Genomic DNA, 17,379 nt, shown 5'->3' with positions numbered 1-17,379 from the left:
CTGGCTCAACCACCAGATTTAGGTAGATTTCAATGACTCTCACAACCCACTCACCGCTCACCGTCACCCTCGGCTCCAGCGGCGTCACCCCCGAGGACGTTGTCGCCGTCGCCCGCCACGACGCCCAGGTGACCATCGCCCAGGACGCCCTGGACGCCGTCGCCAAGGTCCGCGCCCACATCGACGACCTCGCCCACAGCGAGGTCCCCGCCTACGGCATCTCCACCGGCTTCGGCGCCCTGGCCAACCGGCACATCCCCAACGAGCTGCGCACCCAGCTGCAAAAATCCCTGATCCGCAGCCACGCCGCCGGCATGGGCCCCGCCGTGGAACGCGAAGTGGTCCGCGGCATCATGTTCCTGCGCGCCAAGACCCTCGCCTCCGGCCGGACAGGCGTCCGCCCCGTCGTGCTGCAGACCATGGTGGACGTCCTCAACGCCGGCATCACCCCCGTGGTCCGCGAATTCGGCTCGCTCGGCTGCTCCGGCGACCTCGCGCCGCTCTCGCACTGCGCCCTGGTCCTCATGGGCGAAGGCGAAGCAACCGGCCCCGACGGAGAGCTCTACGGCGGCAAGGACGGCCGACCCGTCGCGGAACTCCTCGCCGCCCACGGCATCGAACCCGTCACCCTGGCCGAAAAGGAGGGCCTGGCCCTCGTCAACGGCACCGAAGGCATGCTGGGCATGCTCCTGATGGCCATCGCGGACATCCGCCAGCTGCTCACGACGGCGGACATCACCGCCGCGCTCAGCGTCGAGGCGCTGCTCGGCACCGACCAGGTGTTCCTGCCCGAGCTGCACGCAGCGCTGCGCCCGCACCCGGGCCAGGCTGCCGCCGCGGACAACATGCTCCGGGTCCTGTCCAACTCCCCGATTGTGGCCTCGCACCGGATCAACGACACCAAGGTCCAGGACGCCTACTCGCTGCGTTGCGCACCCCAGGTGGCCGGCGCCGTCCGTGACACCGTGGACCACGCGGCCCTGGTCGCCTCCCGCGAACTGGCCGCGGCGATCGACAACCCGGTGGTCCTGCCCGACGGCCGCGTCAGCTCCAACGGCAACTTCCACGGCGCCCCGGTGGCCTACGTGCTGGACTTCCTGGCCATCGCCGTCGCGGACCTGAGCTCCATCGCGGAGCGCCGGACCGACCGGATGCTGGACCCGGCCCGCTCGCACGGGCTGCCCGCGTTCCTCGCCTCGGATCCCGGCGTCGACTCGGGCCTCATGATCGCCCAGTACACCCAGGCCGGGCTGGTCTCGGACAACAAGCGGCTGGCCGTCCCGGCGTCGGTGGACTCGATCCCGAGCTCGGCGATGCAGGAGGACCACGTCTCCATGGGCTGGCACGCGGCCCGCAAGGTCCGCCGCGCCGTGGAGAACCTGCGCCGCGTCCTGGCGATCGAACTGGTGACCTCGGCCCGGGCGCTGGATATCCGCACGCAGGTCTCTGGCGGCGAACTGACGCCGGGCCCCGCGGGCACGGCCGTGATCGCCGCGCTGCGCGAAGTTGTGGACGGCCCGGGCACCGACAGGTTCCTGTCGCCGGAACTCGAAGCCGCCGACGTCCTGGTGGCCTCCGGCGGGGTCCGGGCGGCGGCCGAATCCGCCGTCGGAAATCTCGCCTGAGAAGAAACAAAGTGCACTGCAGCTGAACAATTCCCGGCGCCCCCGAAATCTTTGGCGACACGGCCAGCGGGGGCCCGGGAACTGTAGTACAAATGAAAGTCCACACCAATGACGTTGTGGCAAAGAACACATACAAAGGGGTAAAAGTTCATGAAAGCACGCGGCACGGTTCTGTCCAGGCGCCTTGCATCCGCAGCCACGGTTTCCGACTGGAGCGGCCTCCGGGCCGGCGAACGGGTCGAAATCGTCCAACACGCACAGGTCATTGCGGCCGGTGAGGTCGAAGAAGTCTCACTGAGCGGAAATGTGCTCTGGCTGGTTCCCGCCGTTCCGTCCGAGACGCAGATTTTCCTGCAGTCCGACGGCGTGCAGGTTCGCCGCAGCTAGTCCCCAGACGAAGTCCCCGTCCTCCCCGGCCGGACCGCCTTGCGCGGTCCGGTAACGGAGGGCGGGGACTTTCTGCGTCCGGGGCGGGGGAGCGCGGGGGTGCCCCGCCGCGCGGACCGGACCCGCGGTCACGCGTCCGGCGCCCTTGACGTTGCCGCCGCGGCCTACCCCAGCAGCGTGTTGACCAGCCGGGCGGCCACTTTGGCGGTGCGGGCGTCGACGTCGAACTCCGGGTTCAGCTCCGCAATATCCAGGTGCAGGAGCTTCCCGCTCGCTGCCACCTGCCGGCACACGGCGCTGATGACCGGGAGCGGCACGCCGTACGCCGCCGGGGCGCTCACACCGGGGGCCACGGAAGCGGGCAAAACATCCAGGTCGATCGTCAGGTACAGGGCGTCCACTTGAGCCAGGAACGCCGCCACGAATACCTGTGCGGCCTCGGCCGTGCAGTCCTCGTCCAGCAGGTATTCCACGCCGAGTTCCTCCGCGGTCCGGAACAGCGCCCGGGTGTTGTTCGGCTCGGAAATCCCGACGACGGCGTAGCGAAGTGCGCGTCCGGCGGCGGCTTCGGCTCGGGCCATCTGCAGGAATGGCGTGCCCGAACTGGGCACGGGTTCGTCGCGGAGGTCGAAGTGCGCGTCGAGGTTCAGGACGCCGACCGTGAGGCCTTCGCGCACGGCCGCCGATCCGGCCACGCCGAGGTAGCTGGCGAACGCGGTCTCGTGCCCGCCGCCCAGCACCACGGGAAGCTGACCGGCGTCGATGAGCCGGGAGATGGCCGCCCCGGCGCGTGCCTGGCCGGATTCCAGGGACGCGTCGCGCACGGTGACGTCGCCGGCGTCGAGCACGTCCCGGTCAAGGTGGAAGGCGAGCGGGCCCAGGGCTGCCCTGATGGCTGCGGGGGCGGCCGCGGCGCCGGGGCGGCCCTTGTTGCGGCGTACGCCTTCATCGCTGCCAAAGCCGAGGATGACGGCGGGCCGCGCGCCGGCGGAGGGCGTGGCCGCACTGGCGGCCCCGGCGTACGGGGTCACCGCCTGCCACCAGCGGCGGTGCTCGGCGCCCTCGCCATCAAACCGGCCGGTCCAGGGCTGCGGCGGGACATCAACGGTGAGCGCAGGGGATTCCATGGTCCTAGCTCACCTCAGCCGGCACCGGAAAACCAGCCGCTCCGCCGTGGAAGCGTCCGGAATCCCGGAAACCTCCTTGGGGAGCACCTTAAACAGCGCCTTAAACAGCGCCGGGACGGCAGGTCGCGGCAACGCTCATTGAAGAACGGTGCCGCGACCTGCCGTCCCGGCGAGCGGGAAAGCGGGGAGGACCTAGTGGATGCCGAGTGCCGCTTCGATCGGGCCGATGGCGAAGAACAGGAGGAACGCCGCGGCCACAACCCACATGAGCGGGTGCACTTCGCGTGCGCGGCCCTGGACAGTGCGGATCAGGACGAAGGTAATGAAGCCCGCGCCCAGGCCGTTGGCGATCGAGTAGGTGAACGGCATGAGGGTGAAGGTCAGGAAGGCCGGGATCGCGATGCCCCAGTCCTGCCAGTCGATCTTGCCCACCTGGGAGACCATCATGAAGCCGACGATCACCAGGGCGGGGGCCACGGCCTCGAACGGCACGAGGTTGATCAGCGGGGTGAAGAACATGGCCACGAGGAACAACAGACCGGTGACGATCGACGCCAGGCCGGTCCGGGCGCCCTCGCCGATGCCGGCACCGGATTCGACGTAGATCTGGTTCGAGGAGACGGAGGCGCCGCCGCCGATGATCGCGCCGAGGGCGTCCACCTGCAGCACGCGGTCCACGTTGGGGATGTTGCCGTCCTTGTCGATGGTGCCGGCCTCGGTGGCCAGGCCCACCATGGTGCCCATGGCGTCGAAGAAGATGCTCAGCAGGATCACGAATGCCAGCAGGGTCGCCGCGACGAAGCCGAGGTGCTCAAAGGCGCCGAAGGGGTTGGCCTTGCCGATCAGCGACAGGTCCGGAGCCGCCCACCCGGTGAACTTGGGCGCCACGAGGGACCAGCCCTGCGGGTTGTGGGTCTTGCCGTCGAAGCTGGGGCCGATGTGCAGCGTCGCTTCCAGGATCACGGACAGGATGGTCGAGGCGACGATGCCGATCAGGATCGCGCCCTTGACCTTGCGGACCACCAGGGCGATGGTCAGGATCAGGCCGAAGACGAACACCAGGGTAGGCCAGCCCAGCAGTTTGCCGTCGAAGCCCAGGCCCACGGGCACGGTGGTGCCGGCGACGTCCGGGATACGGCGCACGAAGCCGGCGTTGACGAGACCGATAAGGGCGATAAAGAGGCCGATGCCGACCACGATCGCGGTTTTCAGCCCCTCCGGAACGGCCTTGAACACGGCCGTCCGGAAGCCGGTGAGCACGAGGATCAGCATGGTGACGCCCGAGAGCATCACCAGGCCCATCATGTCCGGCCAGGACAGGCCGGGGTTGGTGGCCACCGTGACGGCGACGAACGCGTTGACGCCCAGACCGGTCGCCAGGGCGAAGGGGTGCTTGGCCCACGCGCCCATGAGGATCGTCAGGATGCCGGCCACGAGGGCGGTGACGGCGGCGACCGCGGGGAAGCCGAGCGTCGCGCCGGTGGAATCCGGCCCGGAGAGGATCAGGGGGTTCAGCACCACGATGTAGCTCATGGCGAAGAACGTGGCGAAGCCTCCGCGGATTTCGCGCGAGACGTTCGACCCCCGCTCGGAAATCTTGAAATACCGATCGAGGGCAGAGCCCCGCTTGAGCATTAGTCCTTGCATTGGTCCTCCGGGAGTGATGGATGTTACCTAAGCCTATTGGGCGCCCGGGGGCCAACCCTGCGTTTTCACCTAGTCTGTAAGGAAGACAACACTAGGAGTAGCCTGCCCATGCGCCTTATCCGACAGCTTCGCAGCGCCCTGCTCGGCGTCGTCGTCCTCGTTGCCCTATTGCTGGGAACCGTGGGCCCGGCGTCGGCGCACGATACCGCGGAGTCCACGAGCCCGGCCGCCGGTGCAACCCTCCCGGCGCCCCCGGAGAAGGTCTCGGTCACGTTCGACCACAATCCGCTGGCCCTGGGATCGCAAATCCTGGTCAACGATGCCACCGGCGCCAACTGGGCGGACGGACCGGTGGAGATCGTGGACAACGTCGCCGCGCAGAAACTGAAATCGGGCGCCCCGGCGGGGCACTACACCGTGCGCTGGCGGGTGGCCAGCTCCGACGGCCACCCGATCGAGGGCAGCTTCACCTTCACCGCGACGGCTGCAGCAACCGGCACGACGGCGGCTGCCGCGGTCCCCACGATGGGCACCGCCCAGCCGGGCATCACGCCAGCCCCGGCCCCGGCGTCGTCGAACGTGTCACCCCCGTTTCCCTGGAGCGTCATGGGCTTCGTTGCCGTGGGCATCGGCATCCTGGTGGCCTTGGGCCTGATGGCCAAGCGCCGCCTCACCCCGGACACCGACACCGACGGCGGCACCGACAGCTGACTTAGGGGCAACGCGGGGTCACTTCGCGCCCATCCGGCGCCCCGCGATGGGCCGTATCTGACCCCGCGTTGCTGTGGCCCGCGGTGCTAGGCCGGAGCCGCCGTCAGGGCAAAGCCGCCGGGGAGCAGCGCGGGTACGCCATCCGGGTAGACCTTGGCGGAGATCGCCTGTCCCACCACCTTGGCCTGGCGCAGGACTTCCTTCGGCGTGGGGGTAATGAGCTCGCCCACCCCGACGAGGTACATCCCCAGGGCATGCATCGCCGTCATGAGGTTTTGCCCCGCGGCCATACCCAGCTGCGAGAGCATCCGCCGCAGTTGGCTGTGGGCGCAGCGCGTCAGGACCAGGTGATCGGCCAGGAGGACGCCGCCCGGGGTCTGGACGGCCCATTTCTCCGTGCGGTCCGCGTCCGTCCCGGCCTCAAGGTGGTCCAGCTGCAGGGCCCGGATGTTGTTCCGGACGTCGAGCTTGTGGCTTGCGGCGTAGTTACGCAGATGCCGCAGGATTTCGTTGCGCTCCTTCAAACTGGCGGCATCCGCCGCGTCGCAGCGCTGGAGCGAGGAAGTATTGGCCGGATTCCCGGCACCTAGAAGGTCGAGGCCGTCCACAATGATGGACGCGACACCGCGGCGTTGGAGCTCGCTGGCAACAGCCAGGCCAGAGAGCCCCGTACCGATGACTACGGCCGTGGTCCGCTCAATCCCGCCGTACAAAGGCATGCTCGACACTGCAGGGTACCTCCTCGAAATGTGCCAGTCGCGGGGTCAACCCCGGACGCTGATTTGAGACTGGTTCCGCAACCCCAGCGGCTGCGTTCTGAAATGCCAGTCTCGGTTCAGCAACGCCTCGAAGGATACCTAAGATTCCGGCCCATGGATAGAGGAGGTAGGACATTGGCCGAACCGCCGGATTTCCGTGGTTGCCGGGCCCGGCCTCCGCCGGGGACCCCGCGGAAAGCCCGGAAAACCCGGCCATCCAACGGCGTGTTAACTCTGCGTAAATCCTTGGATTCCGGACGGTCCGGGAACCCCCGGCAGCCACCTTGTGTGTTCGCAATTAACCGAGAATAGTGAGGAAAATCAGGGGTTCCTGCGCGCAGATTCCGGGTCGCCTCGCCGGTGCACGCCGGGTGCAGGTACGTCTGGCAGAATAGCCGCAACATCAGGCAAGAATCGCGAGGAGGCGGACCCCATGGGCCGTGAACAGGTGCATCCGGAGCCGGAATGGGAGACCGGCGGCCAACCGGCGCCTCCTCGGGGAATCGTGGTCGGCGTGGATGGTTCGGACCACAGCCACTGCGCCCTCGTCTGGGCAGCTCGGGAGGCGGAGCGCCGCGGCCGCCCGCTGCACATCGTGACCGCCTACTCGGTTCCGATCTTCGCCGCGTCCGGACTCGACGGTGGATACGCCACGGTGGACGACTCCGTCATCCGTGAAGGTGCCGAAGCCATTCTCAAGCACGCACTCGACAAGGTGGCCAGTTACAACATCGACGTCGACGGGTCCGTGGAAAACGGGGACGCGTCCGGCGTGCTGCTGGAACTCAGCGAAACCGCCGAGCTTCTGGTCTTCGGGTCCCGCGGCCGCGGCGGCTTCGTGGGCCGGCTCCTGGGCTCCGTCAGCAGCGCCCTGCCCGCCCACGCGAAATGCCCCACGGTCACCGTGCCGCTGATCTGCGCCGACCGCCTGGGTGAATCCACGAGCGACAAGCACGTCCTGGCCGAACGGGCCAAGTCCGGCTTCCAGCCGATCGAGAACGTCGTGGTGGCCGGCGTCGACGGGTCCGAGCAGGCCCGCGTCGCGGTCCTGGAAGCCGCCGCCCAGGCCCAGCGGCTTTCCGCCCGGCTGCGGCTGGTGTGCGCCGTGCCCCAGTACACCGGCTCGCTGGCATGGGTGCCCACGCCGATGGACCGCGATGCCCTCTTCGCCGACATCAAGGTCCAGCTCGACGCCGGCGTGGCCTGGCTGCGGAGCCATTTCCCCAATTTGCAGGTGGAGACGCAGCTCGTGGACGGCTCCCCGGTGGACATCCTGGTCGAGGCCAGCCGTCATGTGGAACTCCTGGTGGTCGGCACCCGCGGACGCGGCGGCTTCACCGGAATGCTGCTGGGCTCCACCTCCGACGGCGTCCTCCACCACGCCAAGGGGCCCGTCATGGTGGTGCCGGACCGCGACGACCCGCGGCTGGCGGACCGGGCCAGCTTCGGGCCCATGCTCGGCGACTCCTGACGTCCCGGCGCTACGGGCCCAACGACGGAAGGACTGTCCGCAGATGGAACATCCCGTGACGCCGGACCCGGCGCTGGAAACACAGGCCCTGGAAACTCGGGCCCCGGAAACGCAAATCCCGGGCGACCCGGTCCTGGCCCTGGAACGCCTCGGCCAGGACATGCTGGCCGAGGTCGGCGGCAAGGCGGCCAACCTCGGCGAGCTGACGCGCGCCGGCCTGCCCGTTCCCGACGGCTTCTGCCTGACCACCCGGGCCTACCTGGACGCCACGGCCTCCCCGGCGCTGGCGGACGTGCACACTGCGCTCGCCGCGACCGCCCCCGATGACCTGCCGGCGCTGGCTGCCCTCGCCGCGAAGGCCCGCGCGCTGGTGCTCGACGCCGACGTCCCGGCCGGCATCGACGCCGCGGTGCGGGCCGCGTACGCGGCGCTGGGCCCCGGCACTGCGGTCGCGGTGCGGTCTTCCGCGACCGCCGAGGACCTGCCGTTCGCCAGTTTCGCCGGGCAGCAGGACACATTCCTGAACGTGGTCGGCGCCGATGCCGTGCTGGCTGCCGTCCGCCGGTGCTGGGCCTCGCTCTGGACAGACCGAGCGGTGACGTACCGGGCCGTGCAGGGCATCGGCCCCTCCGCCGTGTCCCTCGCGGTGGTGGGCCAGCGCATGGTGGACGCGGCCGTGGCGGGGGTCCTGTTCACCGCCAACCCTGTGACCGGGCGACGGCACGAGGCCGTCATCGACGCCAGTCCGGGCTTGGGGGAGGCGGTGGTGTCCGGGGCCGTCAACCCGGATCACTTCGTGCTCGACGGCGGCACTGGACAGGTCCTGGAGCGCAGGATCGGGGACAAGGGCCTGCTGATCCGGGCCCTGCCCGGCGGCGGAACCGAACGGGTGGCGCAGCCCGGCGCCGGGTCCGCGCCAAGCCTGGACGACGCCCAACTGGCCGCGCTGGAACTTCTGGGCCGCCGCGCGGAGGTGCACTTCGGCTCGCCGCAGGACCTCGAATGGGCCATCGGCCAGGACGGCGCCGTGTGGCTGACACAATCCAGGCCCATCACCACGCTCTATCCAATGCCGGACAAGCCGACCTCCGGACCCGGGCCGCGCGTCTACCTGTGCTTCAGCCTCGCCCAGGGGCTGACCAGGCCCCTGACGCCGATGGGCCTCGCCGGGATCCGGCTGATCGCGTCCTCCGTGGCGCGGGCGGCGCAGTTCCCGGTGCCGGCACCCCGGGATGGTCCCTCGCCGTATGTGGAGGCCGGACAGCGCATTTTCTTCGATCTCACGGCCGTGGTCAGGAGCAAAACGGGGCGCGCGATCGTCCCCCGGGTGTTCGACATCATGGAGGCGCGCTCCGCCGTCGTGCTGCGCCAACTCTTCACCGATCCGAACTTCTCCATCGTCTCAACCTCGCCGTGGCGGCTCCTGCGCCACCTCGTCCCGGTGGCGGCGCGGGCAAGAGTCCCGGAGACGCTGATCCGCGCCCTGATCCGGCCCGAGGATGCGCTCCGACGGGCAGACCGGGTGGGCCAACAGCTCAGGACCTCGCTCACCGTGCCCTCCGACGCCACCGCCGCGCAGCGGCTGGACCACGTTGAGCGGATCCTGGGCCGGACCGTCTTTCCGGTGGTTCCGGCCCTCATGCCTTTGCCGGCGCTGGGATTCGCCCTGCTGGCCGTCGCCGGGAAACTCGGGGGGAGCCCGGGCAACGGGGCGCTGCAGGACGTCCTGCGGGGGCTGCCCAACAACGTGACCACCGAAATGGACCTGGACCTCTGGCAGGTGGCTGCCGCCATCCGGAACGACCCGGCGTCGGCGGCAGCGTTCAGCGGGGCCGCGCTGCCCGAGCTGGCCCGGCGGTACCGGACCGGGGAGCTTCCCCGCATCGCGCAGCACGGGCTCTCGGGCTTCCTGAGCCGGTACGGCCAGCGCGCGGTGGCGGAGATCGACCTCGGCATGCCCCGCTGGTCTGACGATCCCACCCACATCCTCGGGGTCCTCGCCAACTATCTGCGCGTGGAAGACCCCGCGCTCGCCCCGGACCGGCAGTTCGAGAAGGCGGCGCGGGAGGCGGACGCGCAGGTGGAGCGGCTCGTGGCCGCGGCCGCCCGGCGAAGCCGCCTGCATGGCGCGGCCGCGCGGGCGGCGCTGAGGCGGACCCGGATGTTCGCCGGGTTGCGCGAACTGCCCAAGTACCACCTCGTGGAGGCGCTCGGCGCCGTCCGGCAGCAGCTCGCCGCGGTGGGGGCCGAACTCGCCGCGGCCGGCGCCATCGACGCTGCAGACGACATCTTCTTCCTGGACCTGACCGAGGCGCACGTTGGTCTGCGCGGCGCCGCACTGCAGGGGATCGTGCAGCAGCGCCGGGAGGCGTACCAGGCTGAACTGGGCCGACGCCACATTCCCCGCGTCCTGCTCTCCGACGGGACTGAACCCGAAGCAGTGCAGCCCGACGCCGGGCAGACCGGCGCCGCCGGGACCCGCGCCGGGGTCCCGGCGGGGAGGCTTTCCGGGACGCCGGCGTCCGCCGGAACCGTCACCGCCAGGGCCCGTGTGATCCTGGATCCGCAAGGCGCGCGCCTGGAACCGGGCGAGATCCTCGTAGCGCCGTCCACGGATCCCGGCTGGACGCCGTTGTTCCTGACGGCCGGCGGGCTCGTGATGGAAATGGGCGGACCCAACTCCCACGGCGCCGTCGTCGCACGGGAATACGGCATCCCCGCGGTGGTGGGCGTCCCGGACGCGACGTCGCGGATTGCCACGGGCCAGAACGTCACGGTCGACGGCGCAGCCGGCACCGTGACGCCGGCCAGCTAGCGCCGGCCAGCTAACGCCGTACGTCCGGCGTCGACGGCGGCCCTCGGAAACCAAACGGGGCACCACAGGCGGGCATCAGGCCGGGCGCCGCGCGACCGGCCTGATCGCTACAGTGGGGCCATGAGCGAAGTGCGCGGTTCCGACGGCCCGCCGCCCGGGACGGCCGCAGTCCCTGCCGCGGGCACGCCGGACCGGGACGCGTGGCTGCCGGCGTGGGTAGTAGAGCATCCCCTGACGGCCGGATGGGCCTGGACCGGATTCTGGGCGGCGCTGATCGTGGCCGACGAATTCCTGGATCTGGCCGGGTGGTCCTGGTATGTGCTGGTGGGCATGGCCGCGCTGCCGACGCTGCTGGCCAGCATCGCCCTGCTGCACGCCACCCCGCGCCGGTACCTGAAGCCGCGCCGCGACTCGGTGCTGGGCCACTTCTTTGTCCGCTTCCTCGCCCTGATCGCAGCATTCCTCGTGTGGGGTGTGTCCGTGGTCATGAGCGCCTCGATCTCCACCACCGTGCAGTCACTTGTCGGCGCGTCGGAGCGCGAGGTCACCGCGGTGGGTTTCAACCTCCTGCTGGCCGCGATTCCGCTGGTGGTCTCCGTGCTGTGGCTGGCCTTCATCATTCGCTGCGCCTGGTTCCTGCGGCGGCTCCGGGGCTGGAAGCAGACTCCGGAACCCGGTGCCGTGCCCAAGAAGTTCCTGCGCGACAGGCCGCGGCTGAGGCGGGTGGTGTTGGGCCTGGCCCATCCCGGGCTCCTGCTCGTGGCGGGCCTGGGCACCTCCGTACTGGCTCTCCTGCTTGGCGCGGTGGAGCTGACGATCAACGTCCTGAAGTAGGGCCGCACTTCGCGGGTCCAGCACAAGCGTGCGGGCCCGCCCAGGCGTAATGTTGACGTATGAGCTGCACTGGAGCGCGCATTCCTCAGCCGCGGATAGGTGGACCGTCGAGTCCGGGTGCCTTCAATTTTGGGGCACGCAGTTTTGGAGCGCGGTCCCGATGACGCGCAAGTGGTTGCGCTGGCTGCCCGCCGCTGCTGTTCCTGCCGTCATCGCCGCGGGTGCCCTGACCGGATCCCTCCCCGCCAGCGCGGGGGATCCCCTGCCGCCCAAGACCCCGCAGCAAGTGCTGGAGCTGGTTGCCCGGCACGGAGAGCCCGCCCTCTCCGGGACCCTGGAACAATCCTCCAATCTCGGCCTTCCCGAGCTCCCCAAAACAGGAGCCGGCACTGACGCGTCAAGCGCCGCTTGGCTCGAACTCCTGACAGGTCCGCACACGGCGCGGGTCTATCGCGACGGGCCGGAGAACGCCCGCATCCAGGTGATGGACCGGCTGGCGGAACGGGATGCCACGCGCCACGGCAACGACGTCTGGCTCTACAACTCCAAGGACAACACCGCCGCCCACGCCCGGATCCCGGCTGACGGCGCCGGTCACCCCGGCGCCACGGACGCCACAGCCACTCCCGACCAGCTCGCAGCAGCACTCCTGGCCAAAATCGATTCCAGCACGGCCGTCACGGTGGGCACAGACGTCCGGGTTGCCGGCCGGGCCGCCTATAACCTCGTGCTCACTCCGAAGTCCGACGCGACCCTGGTCGCGTCCATCGCGGTCGCCGTGGACGGCCAGACCGGGCTCCCGCTGGGCGTCGAGGTCAAGGCGCGCGGACAGGCGGATCCGGCCTTCCGCGTCGCCTACACCAGCCTGACCCTCGGAGCCCCTGACGCATCCGTCTTTAATTTCAGCCCGCCGCCGGGCGCCACCGTGAAAGAGATGACGGTCCCGGCGCACAAGCAGGGACAAGACTCCCGGCACACTGCGCCCCAATCCAAGGGCAGCGCCCACAAACCGGCAGTCACCGGCACCGGCTGGGACTCAGTGATCGAGTTCCCCGCGGGAACGGCCGGCCCGGCGTCGAACGCCGCGGCACTGCTTCAGCAGGCCACTGTTCCGGTCCAAGGCGGCCGGCTCTTGTCCACGGCGCTGGTGAACGTGCTGGTGCTCGACGACGGGCGGGTCTTCGCCGGCTCCGTGCCGCCGGAGCGGCTCCAGACCGCTGCCGCGAAGAAGTGAGCGCGGGCACGGTATCCGGCGGCACCCCGGTGACGGCCGCGTGAGCGCCCCCGGGCCGGCGGCCGAGCTGAGCATCGAAACCAAGGGCCTGACCAAACGGTTCGGCCAGCAGCTGGCCGTCGACGACGTCGATCTGGCCGTGCCGAAAGGCGCGGTCTTCGGCTTCCTGGGCCCCAACGGCTCGGGGAAGACCACCACCATCAGGCTCCTGCTCGGCCTGGCCGCGGCCACCGGTGGCTCCATGCGCGTCCTGGGCGAGGAAATGCCCGGCAAACTCCATGACGTGCTGCCCCGGGTGGGGGCCCTGGTCGAGGGGCCGGCCTTTTACCCGTTCCTCTCCGGCGCCGCCAATCTGCGCCGCATGGACGCCGCGGACCCCTACGGCTCGGCCTCCACGCGGCACGCCCGGGTCCAGTCAGCCCTGGAGCGGGTCGGATTGACGCACGCCGCGGACAAGAAGGTCCGGGCCTATTCGCTGGGGATGAAACAGCGGCTGGGGATCGCCAACGCCTTGCTGGGTCCGCGCGAACTGCTGGTGCTCGATGAGCCCACCAACGGACTCGACCCCCAGGGCACCCGTGAGGTGCGGAGCCTGGTCCGGTCCCTCGCGGCCGACGGCGCCACGGTATTCGTCTCCAGCCACCTGCTCGCCGAAGTGGAGCAGATCTGCACGCATGCGGCCATCATGAGCGCGGGCCGGCTTGTGGCACAGGGAACCCTGGCGGAACTGCGCGGGGCAGGCCAGGCGTGGATCCGGGTGCTGACTCCGGACCCCGGCGCCGCGGCGCACGTGCTGACCGGCCTGGGCCTCGCCGTTATCTTGAGTCCCGACGGCGGCGCGCCCCCGGGCGGTGTCCGTCCCGGCACTCCCGCCGGGAGGGATGCGGTCCTCGTCGCAACGCGGCGGGCGGACCGGCAGACCGCCGCACCCGGGGAGTTCGCGGGGGCGGGAGAGCCCGTGGCGCCGGAAGCCATGGTGGCTGCGCTCGTCGCGGCGGGGGTCCGGGTCCGCGGCTTCGCGACCGAACAGGCCAGCCTCGAGGACCGATTCGTGGCGTTGACGGGAGAGGGGTTCGACGTTGTCCAGTGACCGTTCATCCGCGGGCGCCGCAGCTGCTGACGCCGCCGGTGCGGCCGGCGGCCCTGCCCGCGCCGCAACGGCAGCCGGCCCGCCGGTACGGCGCCGGTCCATGACGGGCGGGCTGCTGGCCTCCGAGCTCGGGCTGCTGTTCCGCCGCCGCCGGACGTGGGCCATGTTGTGCGCGCTGGCGGCCATCCCCATCCTGATCGCCGTGGCAGTGCGGGTCTCCTCCGCTGTTCCTGCGGGCCGGGGGCCGGCCTTTTTGGACCGGATCACCCAGAACGGCCTGTTCGTTGGCGTTACGGCCATGGTGGTCTCCGTTCCGCTGTTCCTGCCGCTGACCGTCGGCGTGGTGGCCGGAGACACGATTGCCGGCGAAGCCGGGCAGGGAACCCTCCGGTATCTGCTGGTCGCCCCGGCCGGGAGGATCCGCCTATTGCTCGTCAAGTACGGCGGCGCGGCGGTGTTCGTCGTTGTTGCCCCGCTCGTGGTGGCTCTGGCCGGGGCCGGAATCGGCGCGGCGCTCTTCCCGGTGGGACCGGTGACGTTGCTTTCCGGGGACAGGATCGGAACCGGCGAGGCATTGGCGCGGCTCCTGCTTATTGCCGCCTACCTTGCGCTTTCGCTGCTCGGGTTATCGGCGATCGGCCTGTTCATCTCCACCCTGACCGATGTTCCGGTGGGGGCCATGGCGGCCACCGTGGTGCTTTCCGTCGTTTCGCAGGTCCTGGACGCACTCCCGCAACTGGACTGGCTGCATCCTTGGCTGTTCAGCCACTATTGGCTGGACTTTGGTGATCTCCTCCGGCAGCCGGTGTCCTGGGAATCCTTCGCCGCGAACGCGGTCCTGCAGGGTGGCTACGTCGCCGTCTTCGGGGCGCTGGCCTACGGCAGGTTCATCACCAAGGACGTGCTGTCCTAGCCTCGGAACCGGCTGGGGGACCGGACCTCGGAACCGGGCACCCAAACCGCGGACCAACGACGGGAATCAGTAGCGCGCCACGTAGCCGTAGAGCTGCATCCCGGACATGGCGGCAACATCGGTCACCGTAATGCCGGCGTCGGGATTGAGAGCCTGGACCACACGGCCGCCGCCGAGGTAGATGGCCACGTGATAGAAACCCGGAGCCGAACCCCAAACCAGCAGGTCGCCCGGCTGCGCCTGGGAAAGCGGGACGTGGACGGGGGCTTGCGCGAACTGCTCGGAGGCCGTGCGGGGCAGATATTTGCCAGCTGCCGCAAACGCGTTCTGCACCAGCCCGGAGCAGTCAAAACCGTAGGCCCCGGTTCCGCCGTACTGGTAGAAGAACGGCGAGCCGGTCTTGCCGAGCGCAACGGAAATCGCGGTCTGGTTGGAGCCGCCGGAGATGGGCGCCGGAATGGGCGCCGGAACGGGAACGGGAACGGGAACCGGAGCAGGTGCAGGAACAGGAGCCGGAACGGGAGCCTGTACCGGAACAGGTGCGGGAACCGGGGCCGGTGCCGGTGCGGGTGCCGGTACGGGCGACGGTGCGTAGTCGGGCGCCGGTGCCTGCGCCGGAGCAGCCGGCTGCTGGGCGACCGGGCCGCCCCCTCCCGATGCTGCGGGGGCCTGCTGTGGTGCCGGTGCAGCCTGCGAGCCGGCGCCCGGCTGCGGCTCGGCGTTCGCGGCCGCAGTCAGTGCTGCCAGCTGCTGCTGCTGGCGCTGGCGGTCCAGGGCGTCCACCCGTGCCGATTCCAGCGCGGCCGTGGTGTGTTTGAGGCTTGCCAGCTGGGTTACGAGCGCGCCCCGCTGCACCTTGGCATCCGTCACGACTTGGCGCTGGGCGGCGGTGGCACGATCGGCGTCTGACTTGCGGGCTTCCGCCGTTGCTGCGGCCTCGTCGGCGGCACGCTTGGCGTCCGCTGCGGAGTCCGTCAGCGACTGTGCGGCGGCCGCCGCGGTTTCCGCGGACTGGAACGCCCGCGCGCGGCCGGCCGTCACGGCCTCCAGGGTTGCGGCGTCTTCGAGCGCCTGACCCGTGCCGCTGACGAAGCTGCTCAGGGCAGGATTCAGGCCGCCGTTGCGGTAGAGGTCGCCTGCCAGCTGGCCGAGCTGCTTGCGGGTTTTGGCCTGTTGTGCCTGGGCGGCGGCAGCCCGGGCGGCCGCGACGGACGCTGCCTCACGTCGCGTGGCCAGCTCGACGAGGGCCTCGCCGTACGCATTGTTGGCCTGCATGGAAGCGCCGAGGCTGGTTTCCTGGGCGGCCGAGGCAGTGGCCAGGAGCCCGTCGATCCGGGTGACCTCCGCCGCCGTCGCGCTCTCACTGGACTTGGCGGCGGCGATCTCGCCCGGCGAGGGGATCTCCGGCGACGCCGGAACCCGCACCGCGGCCGGGAGCGCCCCGTGCTCTGGCCCGGAAGACAGGGGCGCTGCCTGTGCCGGGAGCGCGAGCGTTCCAAGGAGGACGACGGCAGTGCAGAGCGAAGCGGTCTTGCGACCGGATCCGGTCCAGCTCATGGGCAAACCTCGCTGAAGTCTCAGGCTGGAATGAGCGAGGTTGGATTTGGCACGTAAAAAAGCCCCTCTGTGGATCACCCAGCAGGCATGAGGCTACGTGCCAATTGCCCCTTTGGCAACACGAGTCACACCAATAACATAAACAACAATGATGTCATTTGGTCTCTTTTGCGGAGGGTGTGTCCGGGCGGCGGGCTGAGCGGCAGCATGAGGGGCACTCCGCCGGGCAGCCGGAATCCGGGCGGCGACGCCGGCCTTGGCGCCGGTTCGGGCGGATCAGGCGTGCTGGTGGGCCTCGTGCTCCGAGTGTGTGGCGGGCTCGAGCTGGAAGGTGCAGTGCTCCGTGTCGAAGTGGGAGCCCAGGCAGGTGCTGAGCTTGTCCAGGACCCGGTCGGCGCCGCGGGCACTGAGCGCCGCGTCCTCCACCACCACATGGGCGGAGAAGACCGGGACTCCCGAGGTGATGGTCCAGATGTGGATGTCATGCACGGAGACCACTCCGTCCACCGCAAGGATGTGCTCGCGGATCATCTGGACGTCCACACCCTTGGGGGTGGCTTCGAGGAGCACGTCCACCACGTCCCGCAGCAGGTGCCAGGCCCGGGGCAGGATCATGAGGGCGATGAGGATGGATGCAATGGTGTCTGCCGTCCGGAACCCGGTGACCATGATGACCAGGGCGGCCGCGATGACGGCAAAGGACCCCAGCAGGTCGCCCAGGACTTCCAGGTAGGCGCCGCGGACATTGAGGCTTTCCTTTTGGGCCCCGCGCAGGATCAGCAGGGACGCCAGATTGGCGACGGCGCCGAGGACCGCCGCGGAGAGCATGATGCCGGTGTGGACTTCCGGGGCTGAGCTGAGACGGCGGATGGCCTCGGTGAAGATGACCACGGAGATGACGATCAGGACCAGGGCGTTTGCCAGCGCCGCGAGGACCTCGGCGCGCTGGTAACCGTAAGTGCGCAGGTCGCTGGCGGGCCGGGCTGCGATCCACGCGGCCAGCAGGGCGATGAAGACGCCGGCGGCGTCGGAGAGCATGTGCCCGGCGTCGGCAAGCAGCGCCAGGGAGCCGGAGATCACGGCGCCAACGGTCTGCACGAGCACCACGGCGAGCGTGATGGCCAACACGGCGACCAGGCGTTTGCGGTGCTTCGCAGTGCCGGTGGCGGTCATGCCGTGTGAGTGGCTGTGGTCGTGTCCCATGCCTATA

The 17,379-nt window shown here is 70.0% G+C and carries 14 protein-coding genes; 9 read left to right on the top strand and 5 right to left on the bottom strand.

The window, feature by feature from the left end:
* Positions 1–32 precede the first annotated feature (32 nt).
* Together hutH and C8D78_RS08115 are read left to right on the top strand one after the other, a co-directional pair.
* Positions 33–1,625: a histidine ammonia-lyase gene (gene hutH / locus C8D78_RS08120; protein ID WP_120952120.1), complete on the top strand. Its 1,593-nt coding sequence runs from the start codon at positions 33–35 to the stop codon at positions 1,623–1,625.
* A gap of 150 nt (positions 1,626–1,775) precedes the next feature.
* Positions 1,776–2,012 (top strand): hypothetical protein, encoded by a 237-nt coding sequence (locus C8D78_RS08115; protein ID WP_120952117.1) that lies wholly within the window; start codon positions 1,776–1,778, stop codon positions 2,010–2,012.
* A 164-nt stretch (positions 2,013–2,176) separates the two neighbouring features.
* On the opposite strand, the gene hutG is transcribed toward C8D78_RS08115, so the two are convergent.
* Together hutG and C8D78_RS08105 are read right to left on the bottom strand one after the other, a co-directional pair.
* Positions 2,177–3,139 carry a formimidoylglutamase gene (gene hutG, locus C8D78_RS08110; protein ID WP_120952114.1) on the bottom strand — a complete coding sequence of 321 codons (963 nt, stop codon included), beginning with the start codon at positions 3,137–3,139 and terminating at the stop codon, positions 2,177–2,179.
* Positions 3,140–3,331: 192 nt separating this feature from the next.
* The gene (locus C8D78_RS08105; protein WP_120952111.1) at positions 3,332–4,774 is read right to left on the bottom strand and encodes an NCS2 family permease; all 1,443 of its coding nucleotides are present in this window, start codon (positions 4,772–4,774) and stop codon (positions 3,332–3,334) included.
* Between the two features lie 120 nt (positions 4,775–4,894).
* Here C8D78_RS08105 and C8D78_RS08100 point away from each other — a divergent pair, with 120 nt between their 5' ends.
* Complete coding sequence (locus C8D78_RS08100) at positions 4,895–5,497, top strand: copper resistance CopC family protein (protein ID WP_120952108.1); 603 nt, start codon at positions 4,895–4,897, stop codon at positions 5,495–5,497.
* Positions 5,498–5,583: 86 nt separating this feature from the next.
* Here the strand turns inward: C8D78_RS08100 and C8D78_RS08095 are convergent, their stop codons facing one another.
* Complete coding sequence (locus C8D78_RS08095) at positions 5,584–6,216, bottom strand: NAD(P)/FAD-dependent oxidoreductase (RefSeq protein ID WP_120952105.1); 633 nt, start codon at positions 6,214–6,216, stop codon at positions 5,584–5,586.
* Positions 6,217–6,688: 472 nt separating this feature from the next.
* On the opposite strand from C8D78_RS08095, the gene C8D78_RS08090 reads away from it, so the two are divergent.
* The 6 genes from C8D78_RS08090 to C8D78_RS08065 all read left to right on the top strand — a co-directional run bounded on the left by C8D78_RS08090 (position 6,689) and on the right by C8D78_RS08065 (position 14,612).
* A complete protein-coding gene (locus tag C8D78_RS08090; protein WP_120952102.1) occupies positions 6,689–7,726 on the top strand; it encodes a universal stress protein in 1,038 nt (345 codons plus the stop codon).
* A gap of 43 nt (positions 7,727–7,769) precedes the next feature.
* A complete protein-coding gene (locus C8D78_RS08085; protein WP_120952099.1) occupies positions 7,770–10,541 on the top strand; it encodes a PEP/pyruvate-binding domain-containing protein in 2,772 nt (923 codons plus the stop codon).
* 120 nt (positions 10,542–10,661) lie between these two features.
* Complete coding sequence (locus C8D78_RS08080) at positions 10,662–11,375, top strand: hypothetical protein (protein WP_120952096.1); 714 nt, start codon at positions 10,662–10,664, stop codon at positions 11,373–11,375.
* A 160-nt stretch (positions 11,376–11,535) separates the two neighbouring features.
* Entirely contained in the window at positions 11,536–12,609 is a 1,074-nt protein-coding gene (locus tag C8D78_RS08075; protein ID WP_120952093.1) for a LolA family protein, read from the top strand.
* A gap of 40 nt (positions 12,610–12,649) precedes the next feature.
* Complete coding sequence (locus tag C8D78_RS08070) at positions 12,650–13,699, top strand: ABC transporter ATP-binding protein (RefSeq protein WP_120952090.1); 1,050 nt, start codon at positions 12,650–12,652, stop codon at positions 13,697–13,699.
* 100 nt (positions 13,700–13,799) lie between these two features.
* Positions 13,800–14,612 (top strand): ABC transporter permease, encoded by an 813-nt coding sequence (locus C8D78_RS08065; protein ID WP_120952087.1) that lies wholly within the window; start codon positions 13,800–13,802, stop codon positions 14,610–14,612.
* Between the two features lie 66 nt (positions 14,613–14,678).
* Here C8D78_RS08065 and C8D78_RS08060 read toward each other — a convergent pair whose 3' ends face one another.
* Positions 14,679–16,169: a C40 family peptidase gene (locus C8D78_RS08060; protein ID WP_120952084.1), complete on the bottom strand. Its 1,491-nt coding sequence runs from the start codon at positions 16,167–16,169 to the stop codon at positions 14,679–14,681.
* 276 nt (positions 16,170–16,445) lie between these two features.
* Positions 16,446–17,372 (bottom strand): cation diffusion facilitator family transporter, encoded by a 927-nt coding sequence (locus C8D78_RS08055; protein WP_120952081.1) that lies wholly within the window; start codon positions 17,370–17,372, stop codon positions 16,446–16,448.
* Positions 17,373–17,379: the final 7 nt, after the last annotated feature.

The organism is Arthrobacter oryzae (genome assembly GCF_003634095.1).
GTDB classification, from domain to species: Bacteria; Actinomycetota; Actinomycetes; order Actinomycetales; family Micrococcaceae; genus Arthrobacter; species Arthrobacter oryzae.
This window is presented reverse-complemented; position numbering and strand designations above follow the sequence as displayed.